We start from the raw sequence: 19875 nt of genomic DNA, 5'->3' as shown, positions 1-19875 counted from the left end.
CCGTAGTGGCCACAAACTGTTGTTCAGGAGTCATCACGCCATGAGTCAGGCCGGTGAGCAGGGTACCCTGTTTGTGATTTCCGCCCCTTCGGGCGCGGGTAAAACCAGCCTTGTGTCGGAAATGCTCCGCCAGGATTCCCGGCTGGGGGTTTCGGTGTCTCACACAACCCGCCCGATGAGGGAAGGTGAGCAGGACGGGGTGAACTATCACTTCGTCAGCCGGGACGAGTTCGAGGCGATGATTGCCCGGGGTGACTTCCTGGAACATGCAGACGTTTTCGGCAACTACTATGGCACCTCGCAAGTATGGGTGCGGGAAACCCTGGCCACCGGGCAGGACGTCATCCTGGAAATCGACTGGCAGGGTGCCGAACAGGTGCGCCGGCTGATTCCTGAATGTGTGAGCATCTTTATTGTTCCGCCGTCGGCCGAGGTTCTGCGCCAGCGCCTGGTTGGCCGTGGTACGGATGCGCCAGACGTGGTGGAGCGCCGGCTTGCGGAGGCAGAAGAGGAGTGTCGCCACGCGGCAGAATTCGATTACCTGGTGGTGAACGACGATTTCAGTGTGGCGCTGACTGATCTTCTGGCGATTGCGCGCAGCCACCGGCTGAAGATGGGCGTGCAGCAAGTTCGCCACGCCAGCCTGCTGTCGGGATTGTCTGGCCGCAGCTGATTGGCGTGCCGGCATGCATAGTGGCTTCCACTGTATACAAATTGAGCCGGTGCCAGTAAACTACGCGGTCTGCTAAATCAGTGATTCTTTTTGTTCGGGGAAGATAATGGCACGAGTTACCGTTGAAGATTGTCTGGAAAACGTAGATAACCGCTTCCAGCTGGTTATGCTGGCCACCAAGCGCGCCCGCCAGATTGCCACCAAGGGTGCTGAGCCGATGGTGCCGGAAGCGAACGACAAGCCCACGGTTATCGCCCTGCGCGAGATTGCCGAAGGCAAAGTGACTCGCGATCTGCTGACCGAAGACGACGAAGACTAAAATGCCCGCTTGCGGTTGTGCGTAGAATTGCTGCCAACCGTTAAGAAGCATTGAAATCTGACCGCGCGGTTTTATAGTGTATCTATAGAAATCCGCCGGAAGGACAACAAAAAAGCCCGGATGCATGCATTCGGGCTTTTTTGTCCCCGGTTTTCAGAGAAACATTGGAGGCGCGGTGTCGGTAGAGCCAACGGTTGAACATCTGGCCAGAGAGCTTAGCTCGTATCTGGATACCAATCGCATCAATCAGGTGCGACGGGCCTATTATTACGCCGAACAGGCCCACGAAGGGCAGATGCGCAAAAGCGGCGACCGTTACATCACCCACCCCCTGGCCGTAGCCGGCATCCTTGCCAACCTGAGGCTGGACCATCAGAGCCTGATGGCAGCCATGCTGCACGACGTTATCGAAGACACCGGTATTCCGAAAGACGCCCTGAGCGAACAGTTCGGTGAAGACGTGGCCGAACTGGTTGACGGCGTATCGAAACTGACCCAGATTGAATTCCGCTCCCGCGCCGAAGCCCAGGCCGAGAACTTCCAGAAAATGACCCTGGCCATGGCCAAGGACATCCGGGTGATCCTGGTAAAACTGGCAGACCGCCTGCACAACATGCGCACCCTGGGCCCCATGCCCTACGAAAAACGCCAGCGCATCGCCACCGAAACCCTCGATATCTACGCCCCCATTGCCAACCGCCTGGGTATGCATTCGATTTCTACCGAGCTGGAAGACCTGGGCTTTTCCTCGCTGTATCCGATGCGCTCCAAATACATCTCGAAAGCGGTGGCCAAGCTGCGGGGCAGCCATAAGGAGATCATCGATGACATCCGGGGCAAACTGCAGGAAAAGCTGGAAGAGCGCGGCCTGCCGGGCCGGATACTGGGCCGGGAAAAACACCTGAACTCCATCTACAACAAGATGAAGTTCAAGCAGAAATCTTTCCATGAAATCATGGATGTGTACGCCTTCCGCATCATCACCGACACGGAAGACGATTGTTACCGCATTCTGGGCGCCGTGCACAGCCTGTACAAGCCCCTGCCGGGCCGTTTCAAAGATTACATAGCCATGCCCAAGGCGAACGGCTACCAGTCGCTGCACACGACGTTGTTCGGCATGCATGTGAACATTGAAATCCAGATCCGTACCGAGGAAATGGAGCACATCGCCAACAATGGTATTGCTGCCCACTGGATGTACAAGAACGAGGAATCCGGCGTTACCAACATCAACCAGTCCCGTGTGGACCGCTGGGTGAAAGGGTTGATGGAAATGCGCGAGCGGGCCGACGACTCCATGGAGTTCATCGAACACGTGAAGGTCGACCTGTTCCCGGACGAAATCTACGTGTTTACTCCCAAGGGCCGGATTATGGAACTGCCCAGCGGGGCAACGCCGGTGGATTTCGCCTACGCCATTCATACTGATATCGGCAACGCCACGGTAGCCTGTCGTGTTAACCGCAACCTGGCCTCTCTGAGCCAGCCCCTGCAAAGCGGCCAGACGGTGGAAGTTATCACCGCCCCCGGCGCCCGGCCCAACCCGGCCTGGCTCAGTTTTGTGGTAACCGGCAAGGCCCGCAGCAGCATTCGCCACGTACTGAAAACCCGCAAGCGGGCAGAATCCCTGGAGCTGGGCCGTACCCTGCTCAAACGTTCCCTGAAAGGCTTTGGCGCCAAGCTTTCGGACATTACTGAAGTCCAGCGCCAGGCTGTGGTCAGCCATAATCAGGTGAACAGTTTTGATGACCTGGTCAGTGACATCGGCCTGGGTAATCGCATGGCTTACCTGGTGGCGCGGCAGCTGGTCAGCGGCGGTGAAGGGCTGGAAACTACCGCAAACCTGGAAAACGCCCCGGCCGAAAAGCAGGGCGCGGTGACCATTCGCGGAACCGAAGGCATGCTGGTGCGCTTTGCCAGCTGCTGCAAACCCATTCCGGGTGACCCGGTGGTGGGTATTATGGATTCCGGGAACGGGATGGTCATCCACTCCGACACCTGCTCCAGCCTGCCGGAAGACGACGAAGGGCGCGCCCGTCTGACCCACCTGAAGTGGGCCAAGGACATCACCGATGAATTCTCGGTAGAGTTGCGGGTAGAACTGGAGCGCCAGCGCGGTGTGATTGCCGAAGTGGCCAACGCCGTAGCCATGGCCGACGGCAATATCGAACGCATCAACGTGGAAGACCAGAACGCGAAGTTCGGTATTGTCAGCCTGGTGGTGCACGTGAATGGCCGCCGGCACCTGGCCCGGGTGATGCGCCGGGTGCGCAATATCCGTGCGGTTACTCACATCAGCCGGGTTCGCCACTGAGTGCGACTTTAGCGTGGTTGACAGTCGCCACGCTGAAGGGAGAGGATTGGCGTTTTGAACGAGAGGAAAACGCAGGTCATGACCAATAAATCTGTTATCCAGACCGAAAACGCCCCGCAGGCGATTGGTACCTACTCCCAGGCAGTCAAAGCCGGAGATACCGTGTATCTGTCTGGCCAGATTCCCCTGGACCCTGAAACCATGGAAGTGGTGCCCGGTGACTTTGCCGCCAAGACCCGTCAGGTCTTCGAAAACCTGAAGGCTGTATGCGAAGCCTCTGGTGGTGAGCTGAAAGACATCGTAAAACTGAACATCTACATGACCGACCTGGCTAACTTCGCCACGGTGAACGAGATCATGGCCACCTACTTCCAGGAGCCGTACCCGGCCCGCGCCGCCGTAGGCGTGGCAGCGCTGCCGAAAGGCGTGCCGGTGGAAATGGAAGCGGTAATGGTGCTTAGCTGAGGTTGTTGATCATCTCCCGGTATCCCGCTTTGTAGTCGGGGTACCGGAACTCGAAACCGCTGGCCAGCAACCGCTGGTTGTTACACCGCTTACTCCCCGCACGTCCGCCCTTGCGGGCACCCTCTACCGGATCTTTGCACGGCACCTGCTGCCGAACCCAGTTCACCACCTCATCCAGCCGCACCGGCTCGCAATCACTGGCGATATACAGGTTTTCCAGCTCCTGGCCCTGCAATGCCTGCTGGCTCAGGTAGGCGATGGCCCCGGCGGCATCCTGTTCGTGAATCCGGTTGCTGAACGGTGCCGGTGGTTGCGGGTTCATCCGGCCTTCCAGAACTTCTTCCAGGAACCGCTGGCGGGTAGGGCCGTAGATGCCGCTGAAGCGCACCACGGTAGCCGGGTGAATACTGTTCAGGGCCGTTTGCTCGCCCTGCAGAATATGCTGGCCGGTAAACCGGTCCGGCTCGGCGGGGCTGGTTTCATCCACCCAGCTGTCATCGTCCTGGGCGTACACGCTGGTGCTGCTGATGAAGAACAGGCGGGTCAGCGGGTTGTTGCCGATGGCATCCAGCAGGTTCTGCAGGCCGGCGACGTAGGCGTTGTGGTAGCCCTCGCCATCATAGCTTGAAGGTGTCAGGCAGTAGATCACAATGTCCAGGTTGTCCGGCAGCTTGCCTTGCAGGGTTTCCGGCCGGGTGAGGTCCGCACCGATCCCGGTAATTCCCGCCGGCACCTTGTCCGGATTGCGGCGTAAACCGTACACCTGGCCGGCGCCGGTCAGGGCCAGGGCAATGTCGCCACCAAGCTTGCCGCAGCCGGCCACCAGAATTCGTGCAGATGGGTTGCGATCTGTCATTGCCATAGACAATTTCAATCCTTATGCTTAGGCTGATAAAGTATGTGAAACTTCGACCTGATCGATCCGACCGGAGCTCACCATGACACTCACCGAGTTACGATACGTTGTTACGCTTGCCCGGGAAAGGCATTTTGGCCGCGCGGCCGAGCGTTGTCACGTCAGCCAGCCCACCCTCAGTGTGGCGGTTAAGAAGCTGGAAGACGAACTCGGTATTCCCCTGTTCGAACGCAGCAAAAGCAGCATCCGGGTAACCGAAACCGGGCAGCGCATCATCGAGCAGGCCCAGCGGGTGCTGGACCAGGTGGGCGTGATCAAAGACATGGCCCAGGACGGCAAAAACCAGCTGAACTCACCGCTGAAAGTGGGGGCCATCTACACCATCGGCCCCTACCTGTTCCCGCACCTGCTGCCGGAACTGCGCCGGGCGGCGCCGGAAATGCCGTTGTATATCGAAGAGAACTACACCGCCAACCTGCGCCAGAAGCTTCGCCATTCAGACCTCGACGCCATCATCATCGCCTTGCCGTTCGAAGAGTCGGAAGTGGTCACCATGCCGCTGTACGACGAACCCTTCGTGGTATTGCTGCCGGCGGATCATCCGCTCACCGCAAAAGATGAGATAACCGCAGACGAACTGTCCCGGGAGCAATTGCTTCTTCTGGGCCCGGGCCACTGCTTCCGGGACCAGGTACTGGAATCCTGCCCGCCGCTGGTGGATGCCATCACCAAACGGGCCGATGGTGACAAACCGGACCTGGTGACCGAAGGTAGTTCCCTGGAGACCATCCGCCACATGGTGGCATCCGGCCTTGGTATTACCGTGTTGCCGCTGTCTGCGGCCACCGGAATGAAATACCACGAAGATATCCTGGCGGTTCGCCCGTTTGCCGCGCCGGTGCCTTTCCGGACCGTGGCTTTGGCCTGGCGGGTGACTTTCCCGCGGCCTAAGGCCATTGATGTGCTGTCGCTGGCGGCCAGCCAGTGCCGGGTGATCGAAAAAGCCAAAACCGAAACGCCGGCGGTTGCCAAGGGCGCCTGAGTGCCACTATGACGTCACTGGAAGACATCTCCGTTACCCAGCTCAAGGGCGTAGGAAACGCCCTGGCGGGAACATTGGCAAAACTCGGCATCCATTCCGTACAGGACTTGCTGTTCCACCTTCCTCACCGCTATGAGGACCGCACCCGGGTAATCCCCATGGGCAGCCTGCGCATTGGCGATGTTGCGGTGGTGGAAGGGGAGGTTATGAAAACCGACCTGGTGATGGGCCGGCGCCGTAGCCTGCAGGTCACCCTGAGGGACAACAGCGGTTTTCTGGTAATGCGGTTTTTCCACTTCAATGCCGCCCAGCGTAACCAGCTGACCGAAGGCACCCGGGTACGTTGCTTTGGCGAAGTCCGCCCGGGCCGCGCCGGTTACGAGTTTTACCACCCCGAATACCAGGTGAACCCGCCGCCCATGCCGGCGGGTGACGAAGCCACGCTCACCCCGGTGTATCCGCTCACCGAAGGCATACAGCAGCCCCGGGTGCGCGGGCTGTGCCAGCAGGCGCTGCAGTACCTGGACCGTTACCCCATCAAAGACTGGTTGCCACCGGAACTGCTGGCGGACTACCAGCTGCCGGGCATTACCGAAGCCGTAAAACTGGTCCACAAGCCCCCGGCCGGTGCCCCGGTACCCCAGTTGGTGGAAGGCCGGCACCCGGCCCAGCAGCGGCTGGTGATGGAAGAGTTGCTGGCGCACCAGCTCAGCCTGCTGCAGGTGCGGGAACAGATACAGGCCCGGCAGGCCTTGCCCCTGCTGCCTACCGGTGATCTGACCGAACGTTTTCTGGAAGAGTTACCCTTCAGCCTGACCGGCGCCCAGCGCCAGGTGATGAAAGAAATCCGGCAGGATCTCAGCCAGCCTTTGCCCATGTTGCGGCTGGTGCAGGGGGATGTGGGCTCCGGCAAAACCGTGGTGGCGGCCCTAGCTGCACTGCAGGCCATCGGCGCCGGCGCCCAGGTGGCATTGATGGCACCCACGGAAATACTGGCAGAGCAGCACTACAACAACTTCCGGGGCTGGCTGGAGCCTCTGGGTATCCGGCTGGCGTGGCTGTCTGGCAAGGTCAAAGGCAAGGCCCGGCAGGAAGCGCTGGAGGCTGTCGCCAGCGGAGAAGCCCGGGTAGCCATCGGCACCCATGCCCTGTTTCAGGATGAGGTGCAGTTCAACCGGCTGGCGCTGGTGATTGTGGACGAACAGCACCGCTTTGGCGTGCACCAGCGCCTGGCCCTGCGGGAAAAAGGCGTGGGTGGCAGCCTTGCCCCGCACCAGCTGATCATGACCGCCACCCCCATTCCCCGTACCCTGGCCATGAGCGCCTATGCGGATCTGGATACCTCGGTTATTGACGAGCTGCCGCCCGGCCGTAAACCCATTGAAACCATTGTGCTGCCAGACAGCCGGCGGGACGACATCATCGAACGGGTACGCAGCGCCTGCCGGGAGGGGCGCCAGGCCTACTGGGTGTGTACACTGATTGAAGAATCCGAAGCCCTGCAGTGCCAGGCAGCTGAAGTGACGGCCCAGGAACTTTCCGAGCGCTTGTCGGATCTTAAAGTGGGCCTGGTGCATGGTCGCCTGAAAGCCCAGGAAAAAGCCGAAGTGATGGAACGCTTCAAGAACGGCGAGCTGGACTTGCTGGTGGCCACAACCGTAATCGAGGTGGGGGTGGATGTGCCCAACGCATCGCTGATTATCATCGAGAACCCCGAACGGCTGGGCCTGGCCCAGCTCCACCAGTTGCGTGGCCGGGTCGGCCGGGGCCACCAGGCGAGCTTTTGCGTACTTATGTACCACCCGCCGCTGTCGAATAATGGTAAAGCCCGATTGCAGGCCCTGCGGGACAGCCAGGACGGCTTCTTTATCGCCGAGAAAGACCTGGAAATCCGTGGCCCCGGCGAAGTGCTGGGCACCCGCCAGACCGGGCTGATGCAGTTCCGCCTGGCCGATTTCGAGCGGGACAAGGGCTGGATAGAGCCGGTCAGGGAAATGGCTCCGGCGCTGGTGAAGCAGCCCGGCGTGGCCGAAGCCCTGGTGCGCCGCTGGCTCGGCGAAAACACCCGGTACGGAGAGGTCTGACCATGCAGTTCCCGGCCTCCAGCAAATTCACCAGTCTGCGCATTCTGCAGCGCCTTGAAGACACCCTGGAGCTGCCGCCCTTGCCGGAAACCACCCAGCGCATCATGCGCCTTCGGTCAGACCCGAAAGCCGTCATGGGAGACCTGGTCGACATCGTGGAGAGCGACCCGGGCCTGGCCGCCCAGGTGGTGAGCTGGGCATCGTCTTCCTTTTACGCCTCCGCCGGGCAGGTGCGCTCGGTACACGATGCCATCTCTCGGGTACTGGGCTTCGATACCGTGATGAACCTGGCCATGGGCCTTGCCCTTGGCCGTACCCTCAAAGCGCCGCTGGATCAGCCCGAAGGCTACCGGGACTACTGGCAGCAAGCCACCTGGCAGGCCCAGTCTGCCGGAATCCTCGCCGGGATGATGCCGAGAACAAAGCGGCCCCTGTTCGGGCTGGCCTACCTGGCCGGTTTGCTGCACAACTTTGGCGACCTGGTGCTGGTGCAGGTGTTCCCGCCCTACCACGAGCAACTGATGCGCTGGCTGGGAGATAACCCGGCCGGTGACCGAGCGGCCCAGGAGCAGAAGCTGATGGGGTTCAGCCGGGAACAGATCGCCGCCCGCCTGTTGGAGAACTGGGGCATGCCCGATGAAGTGACCCTGGCGGTGCGGCACCAGGCGGATGCCGACTACAGCGGCCCTCATCATTACCTGGCCAGAATTGTCTGGCTGGGCCGGCAGTTGCTCACCGCCCGGGGCTTGATGCCGGGCCGGGCAGAGCCGGTGCCCCAGTCTGTTTTTGAAGAACTGGGCCTGAGCCGGCAAAGGGTAGAGCAGCAGTTTGATGCGCTGGTTCATAACCGGGACGGCATCATGGCCATGGCCGGAATGATGCCGCTGGCCCGGTAACTGCGGTTCAGTCGAACCGGTAATGGCGAATGGCGGTAGCCGCCTTGCGCACATCCTCGGCGTGCTGCCGTTCTACCGCGAAGCGTTCCTTGTCCATCTTCTGAACCAGCTTGGCATCCGTGGCCTTTCGGGCGCGGTGGGTGGGCATGTGCTGGATCTTGTCGTGCACTTCCTGAAACACCCGGTAGGGCGCCTGGTCCAGCAGTTCCGGGGCCACGTAATCCAGCAGGCCCTTCAGGCGCAGGCAGGCTTCAGAATGTTCCACCTGTCCTTCTTCCACCGCGAGGGCAATAATGCGGATGCTTTCGATCATCTCGTCGCGCCGCTTGGCCTGGAACTCTTCCGCCTTCTTCTGGCGCATCCGGTTTTCGTTCAGCACCCTGGATTGCCGCCAGATGTAGAACAGCAGAATCCCGATCACCACCAGCCCGACAACAATAAACGACAGTTGCAGTCCTCTGGGCATTGTTGAACCTCGTATCAATGAATGGCGAGGCCTGCCCGGTGGGTCAGGCCTGTTTGCTTTGGGCGCCAGTTTGCCAGACTTTCACTTCCACTGCCTGCCCGTTCAGTACCGATGTGCCGGAAACCGGGTCGGTTTCGGTGTCGTCCAGGATATCGTTGATGCTGGCGCCGGCATGGGCGGTCGCAACCGACTGGCCGGTGCCGGGCCGGCTGTGTCCCCAGCCATGGGGTATAGAGATAACGCCGGGCATGATGTCTTCGGTAATCTCGACGGGTAACACCACCGAGCGGTCGCCGGAGCCGATCTGCGCCTGCTGACCGTCCACAAGGCCACGGTTTGTGGCATCCTGCGGATGCATCATCAGGGTGCAGCGATTCTTGCCTTTCACCAGGCGCTGACTGTTGTGCATCCATGAGTTGTTGCTGCGCACGTGGCGGCGGCCGATCAGTTGCAATTGGTCGCTCGACGGCCGCTCCAGCAGGGCTCTCAGGCGTTCAATATCCGCCAGGTAGCGGCGCGGTGCAAGCTGGATCTTGCCATCCCGGGTGAACAGCCGGTCTGGCAGGCTGGGTTGTAACGAGCCGAGATCAACGCCGCTTGGGTAATCCTTCAAGGCGGACAATGACAGCCCTTTGGGCAATTCCTGCCAGCGCCGGTTCAGCGGGCTGAGTTTGGCCAGGCTCTTTAGAGGGTGGCGCTTGGGCAGCATATCCATAACCAGATCCAGCGCCGGCTGAACCAGCTTGCCAGCCTTGCCCAGGCTGGCGCCGTAAGGACCGCTGCGCAGCATCATGTCCAGAATCGGGTCTGGTCCCAAACGCTTGAACGCGCGCCAGCCAAGCTCTGCACGCCACGGCAGGCGGCCGCCTTTGCGCTGTTTTTCCAGGCGGTGGGCCAGCTCCAGAAGAATCTGCCAGTCATGACGGGCATCGGGGCCCGGATCAAACAGAGCTTCGCTGTATTTGGCGACGTTGCGAACGGCAAACATGCTGAAGATCAGATCGTAATGGCTGCGCTCCAGGGCTGCCGTCGGGGGCAGAATCACGTCGGCATGCCGGGTGGTTTCATTCAGGTAGTAATCGACCGACACCATGAACTCCAGCCCGCCCAGAGCTTGCTCCAAACGCTGGCCATTGGGGCTGGAAAGCACCGGGTTACCGGCCACTGAGACAAACGCATGGATCTGGCCTTCGCCCGGCGTCAGAATTTCATCCGCCATGGTGCTGGCGGGGTATTCACCCGCGAACTCTGGCAGCTTCTTTACCCGGCTGTGACGCTTGCCGAAGTGGCCGTTCTGGCCAGACATCGCGCCAAGTGCAACCAGATCCACCGCCGGCTGAGTGAACAGAACACCGCCCGGGATGTCCAGTTTGCCGGTAAGAATGTTCAGGCAGTAAGCCAGCCAGGTGGTTGTGCCTCCGAACGCCTGGGTGCTGGTGCCCATGCGGGTATACAGCGCGGCTTTGCGGGTGCCGGCCAGGTCACGGGCCAGCTGGCGAATCGCCTCGGCAGACAGCCCTGTGTGATCAGCAACCGACTCGGGTGCAAAGCTCAGGCTGGCCAGGTGCAGTAGGTCAATATCTTTGATCAGGCGCTCGGTTGCGCCGGCATTGACCAGCTTTTCGTCAAATAACGTGTACACCATGGCCATCAGCAGTAAGGCATCCGTGCCCGGGCGAACAAAGTGAAAATCGTCCGCCAGCTTGGCTGTTTCAGTGCGGCGGGGGTCGATGACCACCAGCTTGCCGCCCCTTTGTTTCAGCGCTTTCAGCCGCCCACGGACATCGGGCACGGTCATCAGGCTGCCGTTTGAGGCCATGGGGTTGGCGCCAATACAGATAAACAGGTCGGTGTTGTCGATGTCCGGAATCGGGAACAGAATCTGGTGCCCGAACATTTCCAGGCTCGCCAGCATATGTGGTAACTGATCATTGGAGGTGGCTGAAAAGCGATTCTGAGTGCCAATAGCGCGCAAAAACGGCATCGTGGTCATCAGCGCACCGTGGTTGTGAACGTTGGGATTGCCCAGATACACCCCGATGCTGTTTTTGCCATGCTTGCTACGCACTTCGTGCAAGCGTCGGGCGACCAGATCGAACGCCTCATCCCACGACATTTCCTGCCAGCCATTGGCGGTTTTACGAACCGGTCTGCGCAGACGCTCCGGGTCTTCATGCAAATCCTGCAACGCCACCGCCTTGGGGCAGATATGGCCCTGGCTGAGCGGATCCTGCTCGTCACCCTTGATGGAGGAGATCTTGCCGTTATTAACCTCAATGGCAACGCCGCACATGGCTTCGCAGAGGTGGCAGGTGCGGTAGTGAGTGCCGTTTTCCATGGGAGCTCCCGAATTGTTTTTATGCTGGATCAGGTTGTCGTGGTTTCAAAGTGCAACCAGATTAGCAGGAAATGGCGGTGAGGTGAAAAGGCAATTTGCGCCCGGAGTCTCGATGTAGCCAATAAAAAGGCCAGCGGTTGCTGGCCTGATTAATCACTGAGTGAACGGCGAAAGATAGGTCACATTCAGTTTGTCTGGTGGAATAACCAGATGAATGCGAGTGTTGGCGTCGATGGCCAGGTTAGCGATTCCGCCGCATAGGCCGGATATAAACGGAAGTGCACAAAGTCCACCGGTGTTTTCGGCAGTGATGTTGATATTGCCACGAACCTCAACGTTCACCGCAACTGGCTCAATGTTGTTGAGGCTTATCTGCATGCGCCCGTCTTCCAGGAAGGTAATTGGCCCGCGGATGGTCAGATCATCGATGGGATAGCTCCGAAGATTATGGTTTAGATCTGCAGGGCCAATACTGGGGTTCAAATAGGGCGCATCGAGATAGACGTTCAACGTGGTTTCAAACGTCAGCTGACCGTTTTCGTCGCTGAAGATAAAGCCTTTGGGGGCAAGTTTGTTGCCTTCATTATCTTCTTCGTAGCGGATCCGCATAAACATGGGGCCGGTCGGAATGGCTTCGTCCGGCTCAAGATCTACGCTGAGGATAAAGTCCGGGAAGGCATCGACAAAACTGGTGTCGAGACTGACCCAAACATCCGTTGAGGTGGTCGCAAGTACTGCTGGAAAAATGTCCACGCCCACGCGACCGGTATCGTCTGCCATGCTGGATACAGCTGTGTCGAGCATGGCGGTCAGATAGATAAACTGATCTTCCGGACAGTCTTCTCCAACGGCGCAGCCAACATTGGCAGCTTCAACCAGCGTTGAATCGTTAATTGCCGAGACGCTGCCATTCTCATCGGTTGTCAGGCCAATGCTGTTTGGAAGTGCTTCGCCGTTCTGGGAACCGTCTTCGAGCCCTTTGATGTACTCAAGGTCTGCGTTTGCATCGGCAGTGGGCAGGTTTCGAAGTGGCAACGGCAGCTCATCAACCTTGTCGGTGGCGACGAAGTAGTTGACCACCGGGCCTGTTCCGAACGTTCTGTTGCCTGGCTCTTCTTTACCCTGGCTCAATGGAATTGCCTGTAAAGGCAGCCCGGCCATTGACCTGAGCGAGCCCTGATCGTTGAGCGTGTATCGGTAACGTGCGCCTTCATCCCATCCCGCTACCGAGCGGATGATCAGCGCTCTGCTCTGAACCTCAATATCGTAGTTGCTCGCCGGCAGGGGTGACCAGGAGTTGTCGTCGTTTTGCTTTTCGATGTTCAGGGTGTTGCCCGGTATGAACGTTGCCGGGTCCATGTTCTGGGAAAACCGAACCAGAATGGACTGGTCTTTTGCCAGCGCTGCTATCGGCAGCAGGTCATCTGTCGATTTTCCGCCGGCACAACGGCCCTGGTGATCGTCTCCTGGCGACGCTCCTGTCTTGGCGCAAGGGTATCCGGGCATGGTTGTGAGAAGAAGTGGGGATTGCTCCGACGGTGTACCTTGCTCGGTTGGGGCGAGGTTGAAATCCAGAGAGGTTGTCGCCAACAGATTGCCGGAGGTGTCTGCCGGGCCATCCAGCATCACACTGTATTGAACCTGGTGCTTCAAGGGCTCAGTGGGCTGAATTTTGATGGCCGAACCGTTCAGTTGCACCTCCACCGACTGTTCAACGCCATCGGCGAAAAGCTTAACCGTATCACCATTGACGCTGTTCGGGGTCACCGGCTCAGACACATAGATCACAACCGGATCGCCGGGCCGATGTCGGTTCTGGTAATCGCTTCCTGGCGACCAGCTCTTGATGAACGGTGCCTCCTGATCGGCAAACTGCTCCGGCGATGGCGCGTCCTTTTCAAAACGGAAGCCTTCCAGCCGGAATGAGATCAGCCCTGAGGCCTGGTCTACGCCCATCACCCCGGGTTCAATGACGCCGACCGCCTCTATGGTCAGGGTGCCGTCCTCGACGATGGCGGTTCCGACCAGTTGTACATGCATCAGCTGTTGAGCGAAGGCGGCGTTTGCCACCGGATTATCGGCGTTCAGCGCCATGTCGATGTACAGCTCGACCAGTCGAGGGGCATCCTCGGCGTCGGTGTACGGGTTGGGCATCAGGAACCCGTTGGCATCGGAGATGAAGCGAACGCTCACATCCTCGGATTCGAAACCGGCCGGAACCGCGCCGGCAACATTAATTACGACGCTGGAGCCGGTCATCAGCGATCCGCGGCCGATGGCCAAAGGCACGCTTTTGCCAACACGCTCAAATCGGGGAATGTACCCGAGCTCCGCGAAAACAACCCCGCCGGCGGTGGTCGGGTTGTTGTCACCCAGCAGTTTTGATTGAAGGTTCACGGTGTTGAATTCGGCGCCGGAAATAGCAACCAGGCCCTCGCTGTCTGCCGCTTTTTGCGCAGCAAACTGGCGTTCTCCGTTGGGAGACCGGGTATCCATCGGCTGAAATGTCCAGGGTGCTTCCGCTGGCACAGTCAGATTGGCGCCAAGGATGTCACTCTGAATGCCGTCGGTCACTTCGATCGAATAGGTTTGTGCCGGGTCCAGATAATCATCCGGGTCGACGGTCAGGCGGTGCCCGCGCAGATAGACCTCTGCGGGCACCAGTTCGCCCTCGCTGTCGAGCAGGCTGAAGGTTTCGCCGTAGACCACCGTTGAGGCCTTGACCGGCTCAGTAAACTGAACTCGTAACACCGACAGGTCGGTTGCAGGATAGCGGTCGTCACCCAATGGGATCAGCCTTGCCACGCGGAAGTCGACACCTTCGGTCTGGCTTAGTAAAGGGCCACTGGATGACGGCTCGGTCCTGAACACGATGCCATCGTCGGTGAGGGACACGGCTTGCCCGGCCACTTCCAGGCCGTCGGCTGTCAGTGTGTAGACCCTGCCTGGGGACAAAGCCTCAGCTGGTTTTACTGCCAACCCCTTATCGCCGGCGGTGAGCATCGCCGATTCCAGCGTGACGCTATTGCCCTGATCATCTTTCAGGATCAGAGCGTCCGCGATATCGCTTTCGGGCGTGGTAATCCGGTCGGTAAAGCGTAGAAAAACAGGCGCACTTACCGGCACGGCGGTGGTGAACATGGGCTGCCCGTCAGCCATGACCGGGGTGTCTGCCGGATAGGCAAAATAGAGTTCCGGTGCAGCCGCTGGCTTGCTTACCGTCTGCGTGTCGCCACCGCAACCCACTAGACCGAGACCCGCCGTTGCGAGTGCAATCATTGTTTTTTTCATGATGAGCCTCTCAGAACTTCAGGGTGACTGAGCCACTGACAACGTGGATGTCGCCGTCGGCCGTTACCGCTTCTTCGTTGCCATTGAAGTCAACAATCGTGAAATCGCGTTCCTGCAGTTGCTGGTACTGGTAGCCGATATCAATGCGGACCGGGTAGGCCAGCAGGCGAGTGCGGTTGTAGGTGGCGCTGAGACCCAGGCCAAGCACAATCTTGTCGGTGTCGAGGTAGTTAACCTCTGGATTGCGGGTCGATTTGAGCGGCGATTCCTCGTAGGCAATGCCGGCTCTGAGGGCGAAGTTTTCGTTCAGGGTGTACTCGCCACCCAGCCGAGGCACCAGAATGTCGTCAAACTTCATCCGGCTGGCCGGTGCAACGTCACCCTGATCTTTGATGCTGTCGCGGGCGAATATACGTTCCAGTTCCGACCAGTTTTGCTGCTCCAGACTGCCGCCGATCCGCCAGCCTTCGCCCCGATACTGGGTGCCAATGCTGAGGGTTTCCGGCTGGAAAGAGTCGATGGTGGAAACCGCCAGGCTCAAGCCCGGATCAGGAATGGTCTGACTGACGATGACGTTGGATGAAACGGTGGTTGATGAGGTGGACTTGGTGCGATACGCAATCGCGGTCTCCCAGCCACTCAGGAAGCAGTTGCTGTCAGGACAGAAGGTTTCTCCGTGATCAATATTGACACTGAGAATGCTCTTGAGCGACGGCTTGGCGTTAACGCTGAGCTTTTCCTTCTCCGTATCGCCGGCCAGGTTGGACGTTGCGATCAGTTCGGCTTCCGCTTCCAGTGTGATGCGAGCCGACACACCGGCGTCTATTCCGCGCCAGATACGGGTTGCGCCCCCCAGATTCAGGAACAGCGGCTCTTTTCCATACTGCAAAAACTGACCGGTTTCGGAGGTTTCGGATGAAAACGCCAGCATCTCCTTACCGTACTTTTCCACACCGGCAATAAAGCCAAGATACAGAGGATGACCGAAGCGAGTGAGGGAGCCCAGGTTGGTCTTCATGCCGATCAGAACATGCTGGCTGGGTGAGCTTGAAACCACATCACCATCGCGATTCGGGCCGGATGCGCGCAGTTCCTGCTCGGCATGCAGCAGCCCGGTGGTCAGCTCACCCCTCGGGTCTTTGGTCAAATAGGCAGGGTTGTAGTAGGTGGCCGAAACCTGATCGTTAAACATCGACAGTGACTGGGCAGTTGCGACATCAACAGGCATTACGCCATAGCTGGTGCCCAGGTTGCCCATGCTGGCATTGACAGGAAAAGCAAAGGTGGTGGATACAGCTGCAACAGCCAGGGACACCGCCCGTACAGAAAATCGAGGGGAAAGAACCATTGATACACTCCATTCGCACTATTGTTTTTGTCGTAAGCCCTGTGAATTGGCAATTCAGGCAGGACGGGTACGTTTTTCAGGTTTAAGTGTATTGGGCTTGTCTGATCGGGACGTTGGCTTCTGTGACGAAAATCAGTGTCTGCAGAACCACATCATGGTCATCGTTGTTCAAAATTACCCACTATTCATAGGCATAACAGGCCATGCGTGTGTATTTTTGTTGCGGATTATTTCTGCGGATATAAAAAAGCTCCCAGTGGGAGCTTTGGAGGTTGTGTAAGAAAAGCCGACAGTCAGGCTGGGCGGTGCAGTTTTCTGCGCAGAGTGACCAGGCCCAGAATGCCCAGGCCCAGCAAGCCGAGCGTACCTGGCTCGGGAACCTTGGCGATGTCTTTGTAATAAAGGTTGACGTGGGAAAGGCCGCCACCCTTCGGCTTATTAAAGCTTGAGCCGTGGAAAAACGACCATGATCCGGAACTTACGCCATCCGCGAGAGAGAATACAAACCACTCATCTGGCTGGTTGCCAGTGCCGAACTTGAAACCAAGGGCGGCATGGGCGTAGTTGTCCCAGAAGCTGTTGTCGAAGCTCCAGGTCCCTGTGCTGCCATTCTGGGTGTAGTGAATGTTGAATGGGTTGGCGCCGTCTGTCTTGCCGGCGCTGAGGTAACCCTCACCGGTGCTGCCGTTGTTGATGAACAGGTCGTTGTGGTTGGCGCCGGTGATGTTGCCGGAGCCCGAGGCAAGACAACCGGTGGCTTCAGTGCTGCTCATCTGCATGTAGTTGATGGTCGGGTTGGTGTTGCAGGAGATAACAGCAGCCTGTGCGTATGACGCCGCCAGCAGCAGGATACCGAGCCCGAAAAATAGTTTAAATATGCTTTTTTGTGCGGTCATGATGGGCCTCCTTTGGCGACATGCTTGATCCTGTCCATGTCAAGCAGGGGCTATGCCAAAAGAAGAAAGTCGATTTTGCACAATGAGATGGGTGATTGGAGCAAAGCCGCCATGCGTCCAACTGTAAAGGAAGTCAACATGTGCCAGGTCTGCCGTCTGCCCAGAAATGACAAAGCCCGCTCGATTGGTAATGACACCATAATGTGGCCGCAGTTTGTCACCATATATTGGCCGGGCGGAATTGAGGTTGTCTGCCATTGATGCCAATTCCAAAGTGACGCCTTTTAAACAAAAGCGGACATTCGCTCTGCCAATGTTCACTTTCTCTTGGAGCCCTCGTTCAATCCCCGCTTTTAGATCGTTCAGAATAGTGCCACGTCAGAGGGAGTCAGCCGTGCTGTCCCCAAGGCTTAAGTAGTTTGATCTGCTAGCGCGATGTAATTAGGCGGGCCTGCACGCTATGCAGACGATTGAATGGCAGTATCCATAAGTGTGAGGTAGGCTATTGTTTAATACCTTCGGCAGGTGTCTTATTCTCCCTTTTGGCGAAAATTGGAGAGTTGAATTCCTTAAGCTCGTCAGAGTGAGCCTGGTTACCATTGGCAGAAGTCAATCCCAACACGGAACATAATTAGAAGGTTTAATATGACTGAGAAAGAAAGTTTTGGCAGCGTGAGTTTGGTTCGCCAAGGTGAGCACAGATTCTATTCCTTTACAATGCCTAGCGATATACTTGCTGAAACTTGCTACGTCATCAATAGGGACGAAGATCCCATCGAGGGTTTTCAACGAGAGCTAGATAAAAAGCGTGCCGCAGAAATCGCAAACTATATTGATTCAGGGCTTGGGACGATCCCAAGTTCGATAGTACTATCCGCTCAGGAAGACTGCGAGTTCAGCTATGATTCAAAAACCAAGTCCATCAGCTTTAAGCCAATAAATAAATCTTTCCTTATTATTGATGGGCAACACCGGGTATATGGATTCAGACTAGCAAAAACTGCCCTTAGAATTCCTGTTATTGTATATGAAGGCTTGTCAAAGAGAGATGAAACAAGGCTATTTATAGACATTAACTCCAAGCAAAAGGGTGTGCCAACCGAACTTCTTTTGGACATAAAAAAGCTGGCTGAATACGAAAATGATACTGAACAGTATCTCCGAGAGTTATTTGATACGTTCTCGAACGAGAATGATAGCGCTTTATACAACAGATTGTCAGCATCAAGAAGAGAAAAAGGAAAAATAACAAGGTCAGTATTTAATACTGCAATGAAGCCGCTGGTAAAGTTCTTTGGCAATAAATCACCAGATGAGGTATACGAGATATATAACTCGTATTTGATAGCTTTTAATGAGGGGATACTAGCTCCACACAACCTTGAAGAGCAAGCCTTTAACACAACAGTTTTTAAGGCTATTGCAGGATTTTTCCCTATTATCACCGCAAGAGTTAAGGACCGATTTGGCGCGATTTATTCCCCTGATAACTATTATGAATTTACTGAGGTTGTTGGGCAGCGGATTAGGCCATCAAAAATTGAGAACCCATCCAATGCTTACAAACCAATTGTTGAGCATTTCGAAGAGTCATTGAAACAGGAGTTCTCGCTTTAAATGCTTCCTGAAATTCGTTTGATTCATCAACTCACTCAGAACCAAATATTTGAGGTTACTTCTCGCACGGAGGCAGATTTAAAGGCGTGGCTTGCCTCTGGGCGATATTTGTTGGAGCATCCATTGGCTGCAACCGCCAATGGCCGGGCGGCAGAGTTCAAGCTTCGTTTTCAGGAGCCGCGGTTTTTGTTTGCTGCTCTGGCTAATGACTGCAACAGGTTCTCTCAAGCTTCAATAGAAACAATGTGGTGCATAGGGAAAGTGGAAAGGCTACCCAAAAGTACCAGTTGGGCTTCAATTCAAATGTATTATTCTGCCTTTTTTGCCGCACATGCGATTCTGAGGCTGTTTGGCAGGGCATGCACTCAGTTAGATACCACTCATGTGGACATGGTTTACCAAGTAGCCCAGGCTACGCAGATGGGTGATAGCGTTTCTGGCATAGAGAATGGATTCTATATCTCAATAATCGAAAACGGATGTGTTGAATATAAAAAGCTAAAAGAGTCTCACGCGGATACATGGCTTTCATTTAATAATCTACTTACTTGGATAATAAATAACCTTCCAAATACGTCGGGGTTGGGTAAGCATAAATCTAGTGCCATAGATATAATTTCAGGTATGAAGGCATCCTTGACAAGATCTGGAGCCTCTAAAGGCAACTGGCCATCGATGTTGAGAAACAGAATAAATTATCAGCAGAGTCACGGCGTTTGGTATCCATACAAGGGGGCCGTGCATGATCCTGATGCTGTCCTTCGAAACACTGAGTGGTTAAAATTGCCCAATTCTTTTGAGCTAAAGACAAATAAAAATGATGTTCAGATGTTATTCGATGTTAGCAATTCCATTCTTTCACTGATGTATAGCCTTATGCGGTATGGCTACGAGAGGGCTGGAAGAGTATCTGGCCCTCTTGCCAATGGAACATTTCGTCTTGTTAATCAGATTCATGCAGCCTAACGCAAGCTAGATCCTGGGAAAGACTGTTTTCCAATTCGATAGAACTAAAGAAACCTCGGAGTCTGGGCCCAGGCCTTAAGCCTGAATGTCCGCTTTGCGACCCGAGCGACCAATTTATGGAATCAATCTAAGGCAAACTTATGGTCTCGTGACCATCAAGAGCGGCGATTTTCAACCCAGTTGTCCAAATGACCGCGTTTAAGCGGCCAATTTATTGCGCTCTATTTCCTGCAATTTGCCAGGGTTGAGCGATACCGGTCCGGTTACTTCCCAGTTCCGGGTATTGCCAGACCAGCGCCGT

16 protein-coding genes are annotated in these 19875 nt (G+C 56.8%); 9 read left to right on the top strand and 7 right to left on the bottom strand.

Features of this window, described 5'->3' with window-relative positions:
- Positions 1-40: 40 nt before the first annotated feature.
- The 4 genes from gmk to H3Z84_RS05765 all read left to right on the top strand — a co-directional run bounded on the left by gmk (position 41) and on the right by H3Z84_RS05765 (position 3774).
- On the top strand, positions 41-673 hold the full coding sequence (gene gmk / locus H3Z84_RS05780) for a guanylate kinase (RefSeq protein WP_199456812.1): 633 nt from the start codon (positions 41-43) through the stop codon (positions 671-673).
- A gap of 106 nt (positions 674-779) precedes the next feature.
- A complete protein-coding gene (gene rpoZ, locus H3Z84_RS05775; protein ID WP_199456811.1) occupies positions 780-992 on the top strand; it encodes a DNA-directed RNA polymerase subunit omega in 213 nt (70 codons plus the stop codon).
- 175 nt (positions 993-1167) lie between these two features.
- Positions 1168-3309, top strand: coding sequence for a RelA/SpoT family protein (locus H3Z84_RS05770; RefSeq protein WP_199456810.1), 2142 nt, complete (start codon positions 1168-1170; stop codon positions 3307-3309).
- A 78-nt stretch (positions 3310-3387) separates the two neighbouring features.
- Entirely contained in the window at positions 3388-3774 is a 387-nt protein-coding gene (locus tag H3Z84_RS05765; protein ID WP_022988806.1) for a RidA family protein, read from the top strand.
- On the opposite strand, the gene H3Z84_RS05760 is transcribed toward H3Z84_RS05765, so the two are convergent.
- Positions 3767-4636, bottom strand: coding sequence for an NAD-dependent epimerase/dehydratase family protein (locus H3Z84_RS05760; protein ID WP_199456809.1), 870 nt, complete (start codon positions 4634-4636; stop codon positions 3767-3769). The genes H3Z84_RS05765 and H3Z84_RS05760 overlap by 8 nt on opposite strands.
- A gap of 76 nt (positions 4637-4712) precedes the next feature.
- Between H3Z84_RS05760 and H3Z84_RS05755 the strand changes: the two genes are divergently transcribed.
- The 3 genes from H3Z84_RS05755 to H3Z84_RS05745 are packed head-to-tail and all read left to right on the top strand — an operon-like array spanning position 4713 to position 8652.
- On the top strand, positions 4713-5672 hold the full coding sequence (locus H3Z84_RS05755; protein WP_199456808.1) for a hydrogen peroxide-inducible genes activator: 960 nt from the start codon (positions 4713-4715) through the stop codon (positions 5670-5672).
- 8 nt (positions 5673-5680) lie between these two features.
- Positions 5681-7756 (top strand): ATP-dependent DNA helicase RecG, encoded by a 2076-nt coding sequence (gene recG, locus H3Z84_RS05750; protein WP_199456807.1) that lies wholly within the window; start codon positions 5681-5683, stop codon positions 7754-7756.
- A 2-nt stretch (positions 7757-7758) separates the two neighbouring features.
- Positions 7759-8652 carry an HDOD domain-containing protein gene (locus H3Z84_RS05745; RefSeq protein WP_199456806.1) on the top strand — a complete coding sequence of 298 codons (894 nt, stop codon included), beginning with the start codon at positions 7759-7761 and terminating at the stop codon, positions 8650-8652.
- A gap of 7 nt (positions 8653-8659) precedes the next feature.
- Here the strand turns inward: H3Z84_RS05745 and H3Z84_RS05740 are convergent, their stop codons facing one another.
- From H3Z84_RS05740 to H3Z84_RS05715, 6 genes are all read right to left on the bottom strand, one after another.
- Positions 8660-9118 carry a DUF2489 domain-containing protein gene (locus H3Z84_RS05740; protein WP_022988801.1) on the bottom strand — a complete coding sequence of 153 codons (459 nt, stop codon included), beginning with the start codon at positions 9116-9118 and terminating at the stop codon, positions 8660-8662.
- A gap of 43 nt (positions 9119-9161) precedes the next feature.
- Complete coding sequence (locus H3Z84_RS05735) at positions 9162-11456, bottom strand: molybdopterin oxidoreductase family protein (protein WP_199456805.1); 2295 nt, start codon at positions 11454-11456, stop codon at positions 9162-9164.
- A 153-nt stretch (positions 11457-11609) separates the two neighbouring features.
- Positions 11610-14747 carry an Ig-like domain-containing protein gene (locus tag H3Z84_RS05730; protein WP_199456804.1) on the bottom strand — a complete coding sequence of 1046 codons (3138 nt, stop codon included), beginning with the start codon at positions 14745-14747 and terminating at the stop codon, positions 11610-11612.
- A gap of 10 nt (positions 14748-14757) precedes the next feature.
- Entirely contained in the window at positions 14758-16095 is a 1338-nt protein-coding gene (gene aupA / locus H3Z84_RS05725; RefSeq protein ID WP_199456803.1) for an alkane uptake protein AupA, read from the bottom strand.
- Between the two features lie 293 nt (positions 16096-16388).
- Positions 16389-16991 (bottom strand): PEP-CTERM sorting domain-containing protein, encoded by a 603-nt coding sequence (locus H3Z84_RS05720; protein ID WP_228285767.1) that lies wholly within the window; start codon positions 16989-16991, stop codon positions 16389-16391.
- A 39-nt stretch (positions 16992-17030) separates the two neighbouring features.
- Entirely contained in the window at positions 17031-17249 is a 219-nt protein-coding gene (locus tag H3Z84_RS05715) for a hypothetical protein (RefSeq protein WP_199456802.1), read from the bottom strand.
- 387 nt (positions 17250-17636) lie between these two features.
- Between H3Z84_RS05715 and H3Z84_RS05710 the strand changes: the two genes are divergently transcribed.
- Positions 17637-18608, top strand: a complete 972-nt coding sequence (locus tag H3Z84_RS05710; protein WP_199456801.1) for a DGQHR domain-containing protein — start codon at positions 17637-17639, stop codon at positions 18606-18608.
- Positions 18609-19574: a hypothetical protein gene (locus tag H3Z84_RS05705; RefSeq protein WP_199456800.1), complete on the top strand. Its 966-nt coding sequence runs from the start codon at positions 18609-18611 to the stop codon at positions 19572-19574. It begins immediately after the preceding gene.
- Positions 19575-19875: the final 301 nt, after the last annotated feature.

The sequence above is a fragment of the Marinobacter sp. bablab_jr003 genome (genome assembly GCF_016464245.1).
GTDB lineage: Bacteria > Pseudomonadota > Gammaproteobacteria > Pseudomonadales > Oleiphilaceae > Marinobacter > Marinobacter vinifirmus.
Note: the sequence above shows the minus strand (reverse complement) of the source record. Positions and strands in the feature narration are given on the sequence as shown.

Excerpts from the sequence above, each read along its gene's own strand:
- H3Z84_RS05760 (WP_199456809.1), bottom strand. The coding sequence starts at position 4,636 with ATGGCAATGACAGATCGCAACCCATCTGCACGAATTCTGGTGGCCGGC.
- H3Z84_RS05755 (WP_199456808.1), top strand. The coding sequence starts at position 4,713 with ATGACACTCACCGAGTTACGATACGTTGTTACGCTTGCCCGGGAAAGG.
- H3Z84_RS05730 (WP_199456804.1), bottom strand. The coding sequence starts at position 14,747 with ATGAAAAAAACAATGATTGCACTCGCAACGGCGGGTCTCGGTCTAGTG.
- rpoZ (WP_199456811.1), top strand. The coding sequence starts at position 780 with ATGGCACGAGTTACCGTTGAAGATTGTCTGGAAAACGTAGATAACCGC.
- H3Z84_RS05765 (WP_022988806.1), top strand. The coding sequence starts at position 3,388 with ATGACCAATAAATCTGTTATCCAGACCGAAAACGCCCCGCAGGCGATT.
- H3Z84_RS05735 (WP_199456805.1), bottom strand. The coding sequence starts at position 11,456 with ATGGAAAACGGCACTCACTACCGCACCTGCCACCTCTGCGAAGCCATG.
- H3Z84_RS05720 (WP_228285767.1), bottom strand. The coding sequence starts at position 16,991 with ATGACCGCACAAAAAAGCATATTTAAACTATTTTTCGGGCTCGGTATC.
- H3Z84_RS05715 (WP_199456802.1), bottom strand. The coding sequence starts at position 17,249 with ATGGCAGACAACCTCAATTCCGCCCGGCCAATATATGGTGACAAACTG.
- gmk (WP_199456812.1), top strand. The coding sequence starts at position 41 with ATGAGTCAGGCCGGTGAGCAGGGTACCCTGTTTGTGATTTCCGCCCCT.
- H3Z84_RS05705 (WP_199456800.1), top strand. The coding sequence starts at position 18,609 with ATGCTTCCTGAAATTCGTTTGATTCATCAACTCACTCAGAACCAAATA.
- H3Z84_RS05745 (WP_199456806.1), top strand. The coding sequence starts at position 7,759 with ATGCAGTTCCCGGCCTCCAGCAAATTCACCAGTCTGCGCATTCTGCAG.
- aupA (WP_199456803.1), bottom strand. The coding sequence starts at position 16,095 with ATGGTTCTTTCCCCTCGATTTTCTGTACGGGCGGTGTCCCTGGCTGTT.
- H3Z84_RS05740 (WP_022988801.1), bottom strand. The coding sequence starts at position 9,118 with ATGCCCAGAGGACTGCAACTGTCGTTTATTGTTGTCGGGCTGGTGGTG.
- H3Z84_RS05710 (WP_199456801.1), top strand. The coding sequence starts at position 17,637 with ATGACTGAGAAAGAAAGTTTTGGCAGCGTGAGTTTGGTTCGCCAAGGT.
- recG (WP_199456807.1), top strand. The coding sequence starts at position 5,681 with ATGACGTCACTGGAAGACATCTCCGTTACCCAGCTCAAGGGCGTAGGA.